General features: G+C 73.0%; 16 protein-coding genes. 12 read left to right on the forward strand and 4 right to left on the reverse strand.

Annotated elements, in window-relative coordinates; genetic code table 11:
• The first annotated feature begins 126 nt into the window (after positions 1 to 126).
• From AB0M95_RS20575 to AB0M95_RS20605, 7 genes are all read left to right on the forward strand, one after another.
• The gene (locus tag AB0M95_RS20575) at positions 127 to 1986 is read left to right on the forward strand and encodes a methylmalonyl-CoA mutase subunit beta (protein WP_363766774.1); all 1860 of its coding nucleotides are present in this window, start codon (positions 127 to 129) and stop codon (positions 1984 to 1986) included.
• Positions 1983 to 4166: a methylmalonyl-CoA mutase gene (gene scpA / locus AB0M95_RS20580; RefSeq protein WP_363766777.1), complete on the forward strand. Its 2184-nt coding sequence runs from the start codon at positions 1983 to 1985 to the stop codon at positions 4164 to 4166. Before AB0M95_RS20575 ends, scpA begins: the two co-directional genes overlap by 4 nt.
• Positions 4153 to 5136, forward strand: a complete 984-nt coding sequence (gene meaB / locus AB0M95_RS20585) for a methylmalonyl Co-A mutase-associated GTPase MeaB (RefSeq protein ID WP_363766780.1) — start codon at positions 4153 to 4155, stop codon at positions 5134 to 5136. Before scpA ends, meaB begins: the two co-directional genes overlap by 14 nt.
• A 168-nt stretch (positions 5137 to 5304) precedes the next feature.
• A complete protein-coding gene (locus AB0M95_RS20590) occupies positions 5305 to 5670 on the forward strand; it encodes a hypothetical protein (protein WP_358514441.1) in 366 nt (121 codons plus the stop codon).
• 122 nt (positions 5671 to 5792) lie between these two features.
• A complete protein-coding gene (locus AB0M95_RS20595; RefSeq protein WP_363766783.1) occupies positions 5793 to 6248 on the forward strand; it encodes a MarR family transcriptional regulator in 456 nt (151 codons plus the stop codon).
• Positions 6242 to 6607, forward strand: coding sequence for a DUF2203 domain-containing protein (locus tag AB0M95_RS20600; RefSeq protein WP_363766786.1), 366 nt, complete (start codon positions 6242 to 6244; stop codon positions 6605 to 6607). The genes AB0M95_RS20595 and AB0M95_RS20600 overlap by 7 nt, the downstream gene beginning before the upstream one ends.
• A 168-nt stretch (positions 6608 to 6775) precedes the next feature.
• Positions 6776 to 7780 carry a hypothetical protein gene (locus AB0M95_RS20605; protein WP_363766789.1) on the forward strand — a complete coding sequence of 335 codons (1005 nt, stop codon included), beginning with the start codon at positions 6776 to 6778 and terminating at the stop codon, positions 7778 to 7780.
• 189 nt (positions 7781 to 7969) lie between these two features.
• On the opposite strand, the gene AB0M95_RS20610 is transcribed toward AB0M95_RS20605, so the two are convergent.
• A complete protein-coding gene (locus tag AB0M95_RS20610; protein ID WP_358514449.1) occupies positions 7970 to 8233 on the reverse strand; it encodes a zf-TFIIB domain-containing protein in 264 nt (87 codons plus the stop codon).
• Between the two features lie 35 nt (positions 8234 to 8268).
• Positions 8269 to 9234: an aminoglycoside phosphotransferase family protein gene (locus AB0M95_RS20615; protein ID WP_363766792.1), complete on the reverse strand. Its 966-nt coding sequence runs from the start codon at positions 9232 to 9234 to the stop codon at positions 8269 to 8271.
• Positions 9235 to 9275: 41 nt separating this feature from the next.
• On the opposite strand from AB0M95_RS20615, the gene AB0M95_RS20620 reads away from it, so the two are divergent.
• A complete protein-coding gene (locus AB0M95_RS20620) occupies positions 9276 to 10268 on the forward strand; it encodes a TIGR03619 family F420-dependent LLM class oxidoreductase (protein ID WP_363766795.1) in 993 nt (330 codons plus the stop codon).
• On the opposite strand, the gene AB0M95_RS20625 is transcribed toward AB0M95_RS20620, so the two are convergent.
• The gene (locus tag AB0M95_RS20625; RefSeq protein ID WP_363766798.1) at positions 10238 to 11023 is read right to left on the reverse strand and encodes an aminotransferase class IV family protein; all 786 of its coding nucleotides are present in this window, start codon (positions 11021 to 11023) and stop codon (positions 10238 to 10240) included. The genes AB0M95_RS20620 and AB0M95_RS20625 overlap by 31 nt on opposite strands.
• 158 nt (positions 11024 to 11181) lie before the next feature.
• Here AB0M95_RS20625 and AB0M95_RS20630 point away from each other — a divergent pair, with 158 nt between their 5' ends.
• Both AB0M95_RS20630 and AB0M95_RS20635 read left to right on the forward strand, forming a co-directional pair.
• Positions 11182 to 11964, forward strand: a complete 783-nt coding sequence (locus AB0M95_RS20630) for an HAD-IIA family hydrolase (protein ID WP_363766801.1) — start codon at positions 11182 to 11184, stop codon at positions 11962 to 11964.
• Between the two features lie 39 nt (positions 11965 to 12003).
• Entirely contained in the window at positions 12004 to 12639 is a 636-nt protein-coding gene (locus tag AB0M95_RS20635; RefSeq protein ID WP_363766804.1) for a hypothetical protein, read from the forward strand.
• A 103-nt stretch (positions 12640 to 12742) separates the two neighbouring features.
• Here AB0M95_RS20635 and arfB read toward each other — a convergent pair whose 3' ends face one another.
• Positions 12743 to 13168, reverse strand: coding sequence for an alternative ribosome rescue aminoacyl-tRNA hydrolase ArfB (gene arfB / locus AB0M95_RS20640; RefSeq protein WP_363766807.1), 426 nt, complete (start codon positions 13166 to 13168; stop codon positions 12743 to 12745).
• 272 nt (positions 13169 to 13440) lie between these two features.
• Here arfB and AB0M95_RS20645 point away from each other — a divergent pair, with 272 nt between their 5' ends.
• Positions 13441 to 14292: a hypothetical protein gene (locus tag AB0M95_RS20645; RefSeq protein ID WP_363766810.1), complete on the forward strand. Its 852-nt coding sequence runs from the start codon at positions 13441 to 13443 to the stop codon at positions 14290 to 14292.
• Between the two features lie 20 nt (positions 14293 to 14312).
• Positions 14313 to 14918, forward strand: coding sequence for an HAD family phosphatase (locus tag AB0M95_RS20650; protein WP_363766813.1), 606 nt, complete (start codon positions 14313 to 14315; stop codon positions 14916 to 14918).
• Positions 14919 to 15017: the final 99 nt, after the last annotated feature.

The following is a 15017-nucleotide window of genomic DNA, read 5'->3' on the forward strand; positions in this document are numbered from 1 at the left end:
GGCCGGGAGACCTGATCTTCGACGGTCCTCCCGGCCGCCGCCCTCCTGGTCACGCCGAGCGATACCGATCTCGCAGAGGGGTCCCCGGCGTCCCGGCCCGAGAGACGAGCGCTTACGATCCGGGACATGAGGGTGCAGCCTGAGGAGTTCCGACCGGCCGCCGGGTTCACTCCCGCCACGCGGGACGACTGGGGGCGGCTCGCCGTGGGCGTGCTGCGCAAATCCGGCGTGGAGGTGGGCTCGCCCGAGGAGGCCCTGGCCTCCATGTCCTTCACCACCTACGACGGCGTGACCGTCGCGCCGCTGTACGACGCCGCCGACCTGCCCGGGGACGCCGGGCTTCCCGGATTCGCGCCGTACGTCAGGGGCGCCCGGGCCGCGGGCGCCGCGCCGGGGGGCTGGGACGTGCGCCAGCGCCACGCCCACCCCGACCCGGCCGCCACCCGCGAGGCCGTGCTGGCGGACCTGGAGAACGGCGTCACCTCGCTGTGGCTGGTCCTCGGCGACGGCGGCCTGGACCCGGCCGCCCTGCCCCAGGCGCTGGACGGCGTCTACCTCGACCTCGCCCCGGTCGTGCTCGACGCCGGCGCCCGCACGGCGGAGGCCGCCGACGTCTACCTCCGGCTGGCCGCCGGGCTCGGCGCCGGCCCCGCGGGCGGCAACCTCGGCGCCGACCCCCTCGGCCTGCGCGCCCGCACCGGCGTCCAGACCTCGCTCGCCGAACCCGCCGCGCTGGCCGCCCTGGCCCGCCGCGCCGCCGGATACCCCGGGCTGCGCGCGATCACCGTCGACGCCACCCCCTATCACGACGCGGGTGGCGGTGACGCCGACGAGCTCGGCTGCTCGATCGCCACCGGGGTCGCCTACCTGCGCGCGCTCACCCACGGCGGCCTCCCGATCGAGGAGGCGTTCGGCCAGATCGAGTTCCGGTACGCCGCCACCGCCGACCAGTTCCTCACGATCGCGAAGTTCCGCGCGGCCCGGCGGCTGTGGGCGCGGGTCGCCGAGGCCTGCGGCGTCCCCGGGCACGGCGGGCAGGTCCAGCACGCGGTCACCTCCTCGGCGATGATGACCGCCCGCGACCCCTGGGTGAACATGCTGCGCACGACGCTCGCCTGCTTCGGAGCGGGCACCGGCGGCGCGCAGGCCGTCACCGTCCAGCCCTTCGACGCGCGGCTCGGCCTGCCCGACGCCTTCGCCCGGCGCATCGCGCGCAACACCCACTCCCTGCTGGTCGAGGAGGCCGGCGTGGCCCACGTCCTGGACCCGGCCGGCGGCTCCTGGTACGTCGAGCGGCTCACCGCCGACCTCGCCGAGGCCGCCTGGGCGTGGTTCCAGGACATCGAGCGCGCCGGCGGAGCCGCCGCGGCCCTGGACCGGCTGATCCCCGAGCGGCTCGCCGCCACCTGGGCGCGCCGGTCCCGCGACATCGCCCACCGCGCGTACCCCGTCACCGGCGTCAGCGAGTTCCCCGACCTGAGGGAGCGGCGCCCGGTCAGGCCGCCCGCGCCCGAGCCCGCCAGGGGAGGGCTGCCCCGCGTCCGCTACGCGGGCGCCTACGAGGACCTGCGCGACCGCGCCGACCGTGCCGCCGATGCCGGGCCCCGGCCCGTGGTCTTCCTGGCCACCATCGGCCCGGTCGCGGCGCACACCGCGCGGGCGTCCTTCGCCGCCAACCTCTTCGAGGCGGGCGGTCTCGCCACCGTCACTGCCGGCCCGGGCACCGCCGGCCCCGGCACCGACCCCGAAGCCATCGCCGAGGCGTTCGCCCGCAGCGGCACGCCCGTCGCCTGCCTGTGCTCCGGTGACAAGCTCTACGCCGAGCACGCCGCCCCCGTCGCCGCCGCGCTCAGGCGGGCCGGCGCGAAGAAGATCTGGCTGGCGGGCAAGGGCGAGTACGACGGCGTGGACGCCCTGCTGTACGCCGGGTGCGACGCCCTCGGCGTGCTCCGCGCCGCCTTCGACGACCTGGGAGTGGCCCCATGATCCCCGACTTCACGGGAGTCCCGCTGACCGGCGGCGGCACGGGCCCCGCCGACCCGGCCGCGTGGGCGCGCGCCGTCCAGGAGCAGACCGGCAAGGACCCGGGCGACCTGGTGTGGGACACGCCCGAGGGCATCGGCGTCAAGCCGCTCTACACCGCCGAGGACCTGGACGGGCTGGACTTCCTGTCCACCTACCCCGGCGTCGCCCCCTACCTGCGCGGCCCGTACCCGACGATGTACGTCACCCAGCCGTGGACGATCCGCCAGTACGCCGGGTTCTCCACCGCCGAGCAGTCCAACGCCTTCTACCGGCGCAACCTCGCCGCCGGGCAGAAGGGGCTGTCGGTGGCGTTCGACCTCGCCACCCACCGCGGCTACGACTCCGACCACCCGCGCGTGGCCGGCGACGTCGGCATGGCGGGCGTGGCGATCGACTCGATCTACGACATGCGGCAGCTCTTCGACGGCATCCCGCTCGACCGCATGAGCGTGTCCATGACCATGAACGGCGCCGTGCTGCCCGTGCTGGCGCTCTACATCGTGGCGGCCGAGGAGCAGGGGGTGGCGCCCGAGCAGCTCGCCGGGACCATCCAGAACGACATCCTCAAAGAGTTCATGGTCCGCAACACCTACATATACCCGCCCGGCCCGTCCATGCGGATCATCTCGGACATCTTCGCCTACACCTCCGAGCGGATGCCGAAGTTCAACTCCATCTCGATCTCCGGTTACCACATCCAGGAGGCCGGGGCGACCTGCGACCTGGAGCTGGCGTACACGCTCGCCGACGGCGTCGAGTACCTGCGCGCCGGGGTGGCCGCCGGGCTGGACATCGACGCGTTCGCGCCGCGCCTGTCGTTCTTCTGGTGCGTCGGCATGAACTTCTTCATGGAGGTCGCCAAGCTGCGCGCCGCGCGCCTGCTGTGGGCCGGGCTCGTCAAGGGCTTCGGCGCGAAGAACCCCAAGTCGCTGTCGCTGCGCACCCACTGCCAGACGTCCGGCTGGTCGCTCACCGCCCAGGACGTGTTCAACAACGTGGTGCGCACCTGCGTGGAGGCGATGGCGGCCACCCAGGGGCACACCCAGTCGCTGCACACCAACGCCCTGGACGAGGCGCTCGCCCTGCCGACCGACTTCTCCGCGCGTATCGCCCGCAACACCCAGCTCCTGCTCCAGCAGGAGTCGGGCACGACCCGTGTGATCGACCCGTGGGGCGGCAGCGCCTACGTCGAGCGGCTGACCTGCGAGCTCGCGCGCCGCGCCCACGGGCACATCCAGGAGGTCGAGGCGGCGGGCGGCATGGCCAAGGCCATCGACGCGGGGCTGCCCAAGCTGCGCATCGAGGAGGCCGCCGCGCGTACCCAGGCGCGCATCGACTCCGGCAGGCAGCCGGTGATCGGCGTCAACAAGTACCGCGCCGGGTCCGACGAGGACATCGAGGTGCTCAAGGTCGACAACACGGCGGTGCGCGCCCAGCAGATCGAGAAGCTGCGCCGGCTGCGCGAGGAGCGCGACGAGCGGGCCTGCCGGGACGCGCTCGCCGCCCTCACCCGGGGCGCCGCCGGCGGGGGCAACCTGCTGGCCCTGGCCGTGGACGCCGCCCGCGCCAAGGCGACCGTCGGCGAGATATCCGACGCCCTGGAGGAGGTCTTCGGACGGCACGCCGGGCAGGTCCGTACCATCTCGGGGGTGTACCGCGAGGAGGCCGGCGACGCCGCCGGGGTCGAGAAGGTCAGGGCGGCCAGCGCCGCGTTCGCGCGCGAGGAGGGCCGCAGGCCGCGCATCCTCGTCGCCAAGATCGGCCAGGACGGCCACGACCGCGGCCAGAAGGTGATCGCCACCGCCTTCGCCGACCTCGGGTTCGACGTCGACGTCGGCCCGCTGTTCCAGACGCCCGCCGAGGTCGCCCGCCAGGCCGTCGAGGCGGACGTGCACGTCGTCGGCGTCTCGTCCCTGGCGGCCGGGCACCTGGCGCTGGTGCCCGAGCTGCGCGACCGGCTGGCCGAGCACGGCCGCGACGACATCATGATCGTCGTGGGCGGGGTCATCCCGCCGGGCGACTTCGCGGCGCTGCGCGAGGCCGGGGCGTCCGCGATATTCCCGCCGGGCACGGTGATCGCCGACGCGGCGCTGGACCTGCTGCGCGACCTGTCCACCCGGCTGGGCCATGCCGGTGCTTGAGTCCTACGTCCAGGGGGTCCGCGAGGGGTCCGTCGGCTGGATCGCCCGGGCCATCACCCTGGTCGAGTCGACCCGCGCCGACCACAGGGACCTGGCCCAGCGGCTGCTCGTCGAGCTGACCCCCCTGTCCGGCAAGGCAAGGCGGGTCGGCGTCACCGGCGTGCCCGGCGTCGGCAAGTCGACGTTCATCGACGCGCTCGGCGTCCACCTGACCGGCCAGGGCCTGCGGGTCGCCGTGCTCGCCGTGGACCCCTCCTCGACGCGCACGGGCGGCAGCATCCTCGGCGACAAGACCCGCATGGCGCGCCTGTCGGCCGACCCGAACGCGTTCATCCGGCCCTCGCCCACCTCCGGGACGCTCGGCGGCGTCACCAAGGCCACCCGCGAGGCGATGGTGGTCGTCGAGGCGGCGGGCTTCGACGTCGTCCTGGTCGAGACCGTGGGCGTCGGGCAGTCCGAGACCGCCGTCGCCGAGATGGTCGACACCTTCCTGCTGCTCACGCTCGCGCGGACCGGCGACCAGCTCCAGGGCATCAAGAAGGGCGTGCTGGAGTTGGCCGACGTGATCGCGGTCAACAAGGCGGACGGCCCGCACGAGATGGACGCGCGCAAGGCCGCCAGGGAGCTCGCGGGCGCGCTGCGGCTGCTGCGGGGGGGCGGCGGCACCTGGGACACGCCCGTGCTCACCTGCAGCGGCCTGGAGGAGGCCGGGCTGCCCGAGCTGTGGGCCACGATCGTGCGCCACCAGGACCGGCTGGAGGCCTCCGGGGACCTCGCGGCCAAGCGCCGCCGCCAGCAGGTCGGCTGGACCTGGACGCTGGTGCGCGAGCGCCTGCTCACCCGCCTGCTGGACCATCCTGGGGTCAGGGCGCTGAGCGCCGAGGTCGAGCGCGAGGTGCTGGAGGGCACCCTCACGCCGTCCCTCGCCGCCGACCGCCTGCTCGCCGCCTTCTCACGGCCGCCGTCCTAGGGGGGCGCATGGCGGGCGGGCGGGGCGATGCCCGCCTCGTCATGACTTATTCACCTGCGGACATACGGCCACCCGAGGTGAAGAAAACTCCCCCGGCTCCGGCCTTCCGGCCACCCGGCCGACGCGAAGGTGTCACCATGGCGACACACTCGGTTACCGGAGGTGCACATGAGCAGTGATCCGATGCTGTCCGAGGCGGTCGCCCGGGCGCTCGGCGGCGGCCTGGCGACGGCGGGGTGCCGTCCCGGGCACGGGGAGGCTCCTCTCGTGTACACCAGGGTGATCGGTCTGTGCCGTCTGGTGGGCGAGGAGCGCGTCTTCCGCGCGGCCTTCAGCCGCTCGCGGCCTCCCGTGGACGAGGCGTGCGCCACCGTGAACGGCGGCCACGCCGGGCGCGACGAGGGAGGGGCGCGGCGGCGCGAGGGGGACGAGCGGTGCGTCTGGGTGGTCGAACTGGACGTGGACGAGGTGATCCGCGACGCCCTCGACGACGACGCGCCCGTCTCCCGCGCGCCGGTGGCCCCGCGCGTGTGACCGTGACCGCGCGTGTGACCATGGCTCCGGGCGGCCCCGGGCGCATCCCGCGGACGTGAGCGGGAAGGCGGGGGGAGCGGCGGCTCGTGAGGTGTCGTCCAAGGTCATATAGCATGTCGGTCATGAGCATGCCCGCCGGAGAGCGGCTGGGGTTCGACATCAAGCGGGTCGAGCAGGAGCTCATGGCGGCCAGGAACGAGGCGGTCAGGACGGCCCGCCTGACGGTCCCGCAGTACGCCGCGTTGTTCGCCCTGGCCGACAATCCAGGCATCTCCTCGGCCGCGCTGGGCCGCGCCTGCATGGTCACGCCCCAGGCGATGACCGTCGTGATCAGGAACCTCGAGGGACGCGGCCTCGTGCGGCGCACCCGCCACCGCTGGCACCGCAACGTCCTGCAGACCCACCTCACCGACGCCGGCCGCGCCGCCCTGCGGGTCGCCGACGAGCGGGCGGTGGCGATCGAGCGGCGCATCTTCGACGAGTTCACCCCCGAGGAGCGCCAGACGCTGCGCGCCCTGCTGGCACGCTGCTCCAAGGCCATCAAGGCGCGGGGCGGATCACCGGCGGCGCCGTGGTGAACAGGATCTTCACCGTCGAGGAGGCCCGTGCCCTCATGCCGGCCCTGCTCGGGTACGCGAACGACCTGATCGCGATCCGCGCCGACCTGGCCGAGATCGGCCACGACCTGGCGAGCACCGGGCGCTCGCGGCTCGGGGGCATCGCCGAGGCCAAGGCGCTGGAGGCGCGCGTCGCCGAGATCCTCGGCTGGTTCGGCGACCAGGGCATCGAGGTCAAGGGCGTCGCGCCCCTGCTCGTCGACTTCCCGGCCGTCCTGTCCGGCGAGTCGGTGCGCCTGTGCTGGATCGAGGGCGAGACCACGCTCGGCTGGTACCACCGCAGCGAGCTGGGCTTCCCCGGCCGCCGCCCCCTTCCCTGACCGTCCTCCGGCGGCCCGCTCCGGGCCGTCCGGGTGAGGGGTGGCCACGTGCGCGAGGGGCCCGTCCCGGGACTGCCGCGTTCCCTCCTGGTTTTCTGCCCTATCGACTGGCCTGCCCGTTTTGTCGTACTGTCCGCCCGGCATATCGCCTTGACGCGTCGTCCGGGCGTGATCGATCATTTCCGGATGCGCGCCTCCCGGCGGACTCCCGCCGCGCTTGCCCTGACGTTATCCCTCGCCTCGGCGGCCTCGCTCGCCGCGTGCACGCCGGGTCCCGCCACACCGGCGACATCAGCCCCACCGGACTCCTCGGGCTCCTCCGGCTCTTCGGCCCCCGAGGGCGGCGTCTCCGCCAGTCCCACGGTGGACGTGTCCGCGGCCTACCGCACGACCCTCGCGGACACGGCCGGCCCGCTGCGGACCGCCCTGGACGGCCTCGCCAAGTCGCGCTCGATGAAGTCGCTGGACCAGCGGCTCGAACGCGCCCAGAACGCTACGAGCGACGCCGTGGAAGGCCTCTCGGCGGCCACGCCGCCCCCCGATGTCACCGCCGAGCACACCGACTACCTCGCGGCGCTGCGCGGGCTGGAAGGCGACCTCGGCACCCTGCGCGACGGCGTCGCCGGGCACTCCCTGTGCGCGCCCTCGGCCGTCCTCGCCCGGCTCGGCAAGGCCGACGGGTTCGGCGAGGTCAGATCGGCGGGCCGGGACCTCGCAGCCAAGGGTGACTACCCGGCCGACGTCGCCAAGCTCAGAACGCCCAAGGAACAGACGCGGCGGCCGGCCAACGGCGCGTTCGTCCGCAGAGGCCCGCGGGGCGGGCTCGGGCGCCTGACCGTGAAGAACGGCGGGTCTTTCGACACCGTGCTCAGCATGGTGCGGGGCAAGAGCGTGGTGACCCGTTTCTACATCCGCAAGAAGAAGAGCGTCACGATCAACGGCGTGCCGGACGGCAACTACAAGGTCTACTACACCAGCGGCGCCGACTGGGAGAAGGGCTCGCGCCTCTTCACGCGCGACTGCGTGTTCAAGCGGTTCGACAGGTCCCTGTCGTTCCGGACGGTGCGCGGCGCGACCGTGATCCAGCGCACGATCTGGACGATCAGCCTGCAGTCGGTGCTCGGGGGGAACGCGACGAGCTCCGAGGTGGACCCGGACGAGTTCCCCCGCTGACGCGCCGGCTCCGCGCCTCGAACCGCCGTGCCGGAGGCGCGGCCATAGCGCAGTTCGGGGCGCGGCGGTGTTCTGGAGTCGTCACGCGCAAGGGTGAGGAACGATCCCTTGCGCGTGACGGCGGAAGATCACCGACTCCAAGGCGCCCCGAACAGCCGAGCGGAGCGAGGCCATAGGCACAGGCGTACGTCAGCTCGAGAAGAGCATGCCGACCCAGCTGCGCTGGTGGTGGCCCCGGTGGTGCCCGTGCTGCGGGGCACCCCAGGCCGGGCCGCCGCCGTGCGCCGGGGGCGGCGGGGCGTACTGCTGCTGTGCCCACTGGTTCTCGATCCTGGACAGGGTCTCGAGCTCTCCGTAGTCCAGGAAGATGCCGCGGCAGTTGTCACACTGCTCGATGTGGACGCCGTTGCGGTCAAAGGTCCGCATGTTACCGCTGCACTTCGGGCAACGCATCGAGGCGATCTCCTTCAAACTGGCCTGAGGCGACCCTACTGCGCGGCGGCGGTGCGCGTGATCCGTCCGCAGGACGAGACCAGGGCCCGCTCGACCTCGTCGAGGGGGCGGCCCTCCGCGCCCGCCGCAGCCACAGCCGTGGCCGCCAATTGCACCGTCAACGCGCGGGCGGGCACGTCCAGTTCCCGCCACGGATCCCCGGCGGGCACGGCCGATCCGCCCGCGGCGAGGTAGGCGCCGCGGAACCGGTGCCAGGCGGCCGGGTCCAGCAGGCCCGTGGCGTACCAGGCGGCGGGCCGCGCCAGATCCCACGCCGCGACGCCCACGCCGAGGTCGTCCACGTCGATCAGCAGCCAATCGCCCTGGTACCGGATGATCTGCCCGAGATGCCAGTCGCCGTGCGTGAGCCGCGCCCGCGGTGGCCCGCCGCCGTCCGGGGGCCGGGGGCTCGGGACGACCGGGGGAGGGGCCGCCGGGCGCGCGGGACCCTCGGGCACCGGCCTCGCGTCCGGGGGCAGCGTGCGGAAGGCCTCGCGGATCACCGCCTCCGGCGCCGCGTACCCGCCGTCCAGGCCGTCCAGGAGCGCGACGGCGCGGGCCACCCGCGCGGGGCCGCCGGCCGGGGGCAGGGCCAGGTCGTCCACGGGAACGGCGTGCAGGCGTGCGAGAAGCCCCGCGGCGGCCTCCCAGGGCGCGGCGCCGGGATCACCCGGGTCCACGGGCTCGCCCGCCGGCCACACGGTGACCGGGCGGCCGCCGACGTGCTCGACCCGCGGCGACGCCGGGGGCAGCAGCACGCCCGGGAGCCCGGCGGCCACGCGCAGGCGCGCGGCCAGCGCCGTCTCGTCGGTGCCGGGCGGGTGCGCCTTGACCACGACGTCACCGGCGCGGACGACCGTCACCCGGGTGTGCTTCAGCAATGTCCACGACCCCTCGCCGGCGACGCGCGCGAGGCGCCGCGCCAGAGTGGAGGCCGACGCGTCCTCGTCCCGCACCGTCACCGGTCCAATCTACGGCGACGTCCGGGTCGTAAGGTGATCTCATGGAGATCGGCTTCGGGGTGCCCGTGTCGGGCCCGTGGGCGACGCCCGCGAACATGGCCCGCGTCGCGCGCCGGGCGCAGGAGCTGGGCTACGCCTCGCTGTGGACGTTCCAGCGGCTGCTCTACCCGGTGGGCCACCCGATGGGCCCGGTCTACCGCGCCGTGCAGGATCCGATCGTCACCCTGTCGTACCTCGCGGGCGTCACAGAGGGCATCCGGCTCGGGCTCGCGATCGTCAACCTGCCGTTCTACTCGCCGGCCCTGCTCGCCAAGCAGCTCGCGACGTTGCAGACCGTCTCGGGAGGGCGCCTGGACGCCGGGCTCGGGCTCGGGTGGCTGCCGGAGGAGTTCGCGGCCTCGGGCGTCCCCATGGAGGGCCGGGGGCGCAGGGCGGTGGAGTGCCTGCAGGTGCTGCGGCGGCTCTGGACCGACGAGGTCATCTCGCACAGGGGGGAGTTCTACGAGATCCCGCCGTCCCACCAGGACCCGAAGCCGCGCCCCGGCCCGCCGCCGGTGCTGCTCGGGGGGACGGCCGAGGTGGCGCTGCGCCGCGCGGGGGAGCTGGCCGACGGCTGGATCAGCTCCAGCCGCGCCGACCTGGCCACCATCCAACGAGCAGATCTACATTGTAAAGGACGCGGCTCGCAAGGCCGGGCGCGATCCGGAGTCGCTGAGGTTCATCTGCCGGGGCGTCACCAAGCTGCGCGAGGCGGGTCTGCCCGACCGGCCGCGGCTGACCGGCTCGCCGCAGGAGATCCGCGCGGACGTCGAGGCGCTGGCGTCCACGGGCCTCACCGAGCTGTTCCACGACCTCAACTTCGACCCCGAGATCTCCGCCCTCGACACAGACCCCGACGCGTCCATGCGCCGCGCCGAGGAGGCCCTGACGGCCCTGGCGCCCTAGCGTCCGGTTTGCTCGGTGCGGCGTGGCCGCCGTCGGCCGTGGACGGGCTTCCCGGCGTTCAGATCAGGTCCCAGGGGTTCCTCTCGTAGGCGTCCTGGAGGGTTTTCATCAGCGGATAGTCGACGGTGAGACGCTGCCGGCCCACTCGCTGGACCGACATGATGCCCCAGGAGTTGGTGAGGAACGCCGACCGCAGCGCGGGCAGGTCCGCCAGGCGCACGACCTGGCGGCGGGCCGGGACGCCCATCTCGGCCAGCCCCCGCTCGACCAGCGCCATCGTGATCCCGCGCAGCATGGGCGCCTCCGGCCAGACGATCGACTCGCCGTCCGAGAAGCCGATGTTGGTGATCGCGCCCTCGGCGATGGTGCCGTCGGGCGCGACCAGCAGGGCCTCGTCGTATCCGGCGCGCTCGGCCATGCGCAGGTAGTACGTCTGGCCGAAGCCGCCGACGTGCTTGATGTGCGGCACCGGGCGCTGGTAGGGGGCGGGCCAGACGTTGCGCGGCGGGTTCGGCGGGTCCTGCGGCGGCCGGACGGTGACCATGACGCACGGCTCGACCTCGCCCCAGGTGGGCAGGTCGCGGCCGAAGATGTAGACGCGCACGGAGGCGTCGTGGACGTCGCCCCTCAGCGCGTGCCGGACGCGGGCGCGAACGAGCTCGCCGTCGAGCTCGCGGCCGAACAGCTCCTTGGTGGCGGCGTCCAGCCGGTCCAGGTGCAGGCCCAGGCCCCTGACCCTGCGGTCGCGCACCTGCATGGCGCTGAAGTGCCCGTAATTGCGCAGGGCCGGATGCCGAAGATCCTCGACGGCGGCGGGGGCCCCGTTGATCTCGATTCGCTCCACCTTCAGGGACTCTAGCCGCAGGGGCCGGAATCCGGCAGTGCGCCCTGGTCACGACGGTCGCGGCAGGGTGCGGCGTGGGTGACGGACCGGGCCGGGCACCTGTCATTCTGGATTCGCATGGAAAGTGGTGAAAGTTGCCCCCGACACTCAGGAGAACGGTGAACGAGCGCAGGCCGATAGAGAGCTGGTTGTCCGATATGGACGGAGTGCTCGTCCATGAGGGAAACCCGGTACCGGGCGCGGATGAGTTCATCAGGAAGCTGCGCGACTCCGGCAAGCGGTTCCTCGTCCTGACGAACAACTCCATCTACACGCCCCGCGACCTTTCGGTGCGGCTGCGAAGCGTCGGGCTGGAGGTGCCCCCGGAGTCGATCTGGACGTCGGCGCTGGCCACGGCGAAGTTCATCGGCGACCAGCGGCCGGGGGGTTCGGCGTACGTGATCGGCGAGGCGGGGCTGACCACGGCGCTGCACGAGGTCGGGTACGTCCTCACCGACACCACCCCGGACTACGTGGTCCTCGGTGAGACCCGCACCTACAGTTTCACGGCGATCACGCGGGCGATCCGGCTCATCGACGCGGGCGCCCGCTTCATCGCGACCAACCCCGACCCGATCGGGCCGTCCGCCGAGGGATCGCTGCCGGCCTGCGGCGCCGTCGCCGCGATGATCACCAAGGCCACGGGGGTCGAGCCGTATTTCGTGGGCAAGCCGAACCCGATGATGATGCGCAGCGCGCTGAACGCGATCGACGGGCACAGCGAGACGACGGCGATGATCGGCGACCGCATGGACACCGACGTCGTCGCGGGAATGGAGGCCGGCCTGCACACGATCCTGGTGCTGACCGGGGTGACCGCCAAGGAGCAGGTCGACCGCTACCCGTTCCGGCCCTCGCGCGTGGTGGACTCGGTGGCCGATCTCATCGATCTGGTCGAATAACTGACCTGGCCTGACAGGTTCGGAGAGGAACATGGCGATATGACCGACCTATATCTTGAAATCGGCCCCAAGAAGGTCTTCGCCTGCTCCTACGACTGGCCGGGGTGGTGCCGCATCGGCAGGAGCGAGGAAGAGGCGCTGGAGACCCTGGCGCGGTACGTGCCGCGCTACCGGGTGATCGCCGAGCGGGCCCGCATGCCGTTCGAGCCCGACTCCTTCGTCGTGATCGAACGAACGCCCGGCGACACGACCACCGACTTCGGGGCCCCTGCGGCGATCCCGGGCATCGACCGGCGGCCGGTGGACGCGGCGGTGGCCGAGCGCGACGTGGCGCTGATCCGGGCGTCCTGGGAGCTCTTCGACGAGGTCACCGCGAGCTCGCCCGAGGAACTGCGCAAGGGGCCCCGCGGCGGCGGCAGGGACCGCGACAAGATGGCATCCCACGTGGTCGAGGCCGAGCGGGCGTACGCGCGGAAGATCGGCGTCCGGCACCGCCCGTTCGGCCTCCTCGACCGGGCCGCGCGGGCGGCGATGCGCGACGAGATCGCCGAGGTCCTGAGCAAGCCGTCCGACGGCTCCCCGATCGTCGACGGCGGCTGGCCCGCCCGCTACGCCGCCCGCCGCATCGCCTGGCACGTGATCGACCACCTCTGGGAAATGGAAGATCGTGTCTGATGGCCGCGCTGTGCCTATTGCCGAGCCTCCGGCTCGGCGGTTCGGGGCGCGCCGCGCCCCGAACAGTGCCTATGGCCGCGCTTCCGGCACGGCGGGTTCGGGATCAGGGATCTTCGGTGCGGCGGAGGCGTTTCAGGGCGGAGCGGTGGCGTTTGGCGGTCAGGCGGCGTTCCTCGGCGCCCCGGGAGGGCTTGGTGGCGCGGCGGCTCTTCGGCGGGGGAGCGATGGCCTGGGCGATCACGTGCGCCAGGCGGGCCCTGGCCGCCTCGCGGTTGCGCAGCTGCGAGCGGTACTCCGAGGCGCTGATCGTGAGCACCCCGCCGACGAGCCGGGGCGCGAGCCGCTCCAGGGCGCGGGCCTTCAGCGGCGGGGGCAGGGCCGTGGTGGCCGCCACGTCGAAGCTCAGCTCGACGCGGCTGTCGGTGGTGTTGACGCCCTGGCCGCCGGGCCCGGACGAACGCGAGAAACGCCAGCCGAGCTCGGCCTCCGGGATGGCGACCGAGCTGCCGACGAGGAGCGGACCAGGCATTGCACCAGCGTAACCGGACACTCCCGCCACTGATCAACCCATTTGTCCGCGAGCTCCGCGAGCTCCGCGAGCTCCGCGAGCTCCGCGACGCCCCGCGACGCCCCGCGACTGCTGCCGGACGCGCCGGAGGCTTCCCCGCAGGCGACTGTGTCCTGCCGAAGTCGCGCACCGGCTTGTGGTGATCACGACGGTCGGGCACAGTGTGCATGTTCCTGAGCAGGCGTCAGCCGTACCCGGCGAGGGCGGGCGACCAACCGTGGGAGGACCGTGCGGTGGCGGCGATCGTGGGGGTTCACGGCATCGGCAAGTACAAGTACTTCCAGGCGGCGGGCACGGCCAAGGGCGCGGCCGACACGATGCGCGCCAAATGGAACCGCTACCTGCACACCGGCCTGACGGGCGGCGCCCCCTACACCGGGCAGTCCTACGTCAGCGAGGTCGCCTACTACGCGCACCTGCTGCGCAAGGAGACCCCGGCCGCCGCCAGGAGCGACCTGCGGAAGATGGACGCGGAGTCCCAGCTCGTGCTGGCCGCGTGGATGAAGCAGATGGGCCAGGTCGGTGATTTCGCGGGGGAGAAGCTGACCGGGCTGATCCACCGTCTCGCCGAGTGGCTGCTGGCGCGGCTCGGCCCGCACGCGAAGGACTTCGCCGAGGACTTCTGCCCCGAGGTCGCCGCCTACCTCGCGAGCGCGGACGCCGCCGCCCGGGTGCGGGCGCGCGACGCCGTCGCCGAGACGATCCGCCGGAACCGCCCCGAGGTGGTCATCGCCCACTCGCTGGGCAGCGTCGTGACGTACGAGGCGCTGTGGGCGCACCCGGACCTCTCCGTCGAGCTCCTGATCACGCTCGGCAGCCCGCTCGGCATGCGCGGGGTGATCTTCGAGCGGCTCCAGCCCCTGCCGCAGGGCGGGCGCGGCCGGTGCCCCCGGGGTGTGCGCCGCTGGGTCAACATCGCCGACAAGGACGACATCGCCGCCATCCCGGGCGCGCTGAAGGGCACGTTCGACGGCGTCACCCTGGACGAACGGGTGAACATCGACTGGGCGGACTTCCACACCGTGCGCAACTATCTCGGCTGTGGCGCGGTGAACGAGCACCTGGAGCCGTACCTCAAGGGCTGACGTTCGGTAATATCGCGATCATGAAATGGGTGCTCTTCGACTACGGGGAAGTGCTGAGCCACGCTCAGCCCGAGGACGACCGCGTGCGGCTGGTCGAGGCGGCGGGCGTCGACTTCGACCGTTTCTGGCGGGGGTACTGGGAGCACCGGCTGGAGTTCGACCGGGGTGTGCTCTCGCCCAGCGCGTACTGGTCGGAGGTCCTCGGCCGCCGGATGCGCGACCCCGAGGTGGAGCGCCTGGTGCGGCTCGATGTCGAGAGCTGGAGCCACATCAACGAGGACACCGTGGCGATCATCGAGGAGCTGCGTACGTCGGGCACGCGCGTCGCGCTGCTGTCCAACGCGCCCGTGTGCCTGGCCGACCGGATCGAGCTGATGCCCTGGGCCTCGACCATGAACGCGCGCTTCTACAGCGGCCACCTGGGCCTGGTGAAACCGGACGCCGAGATCTACCTGCGCGTGGCGGCGGAGCTCGGCGCGCGCCCGTCGGACTTCGTCTTCGTCGACGACCGCCTGGTGAACGTCTCCGGCGCCGAGTCGGCGGGCATGTCCGCCATCCACTTCCGCGGCGCGACCCAACTCCGCGACGCCCTCAAATCCACGAACGGCACCCCCAAGACCCCCTGACCCTCTGTTCGGGGCGCGGCGGTGTTCTGGAGGAGGAGGGAGGAAGGGGTGAGGAACGAGCCCCTTCCGAGTGACGACGGAAGAACGCCGCCTAAAGGA

The organism is Sphaerisporangium sp. NPDC051017 (genome assembly GCF_040683095.1).
Taxonomy (GTDB): domain Bacteria; phylum Actinomycetota; class Actinomycetes; order Streptosporangiales; family Streptosporangiaceae; genus Sphaerisporangium.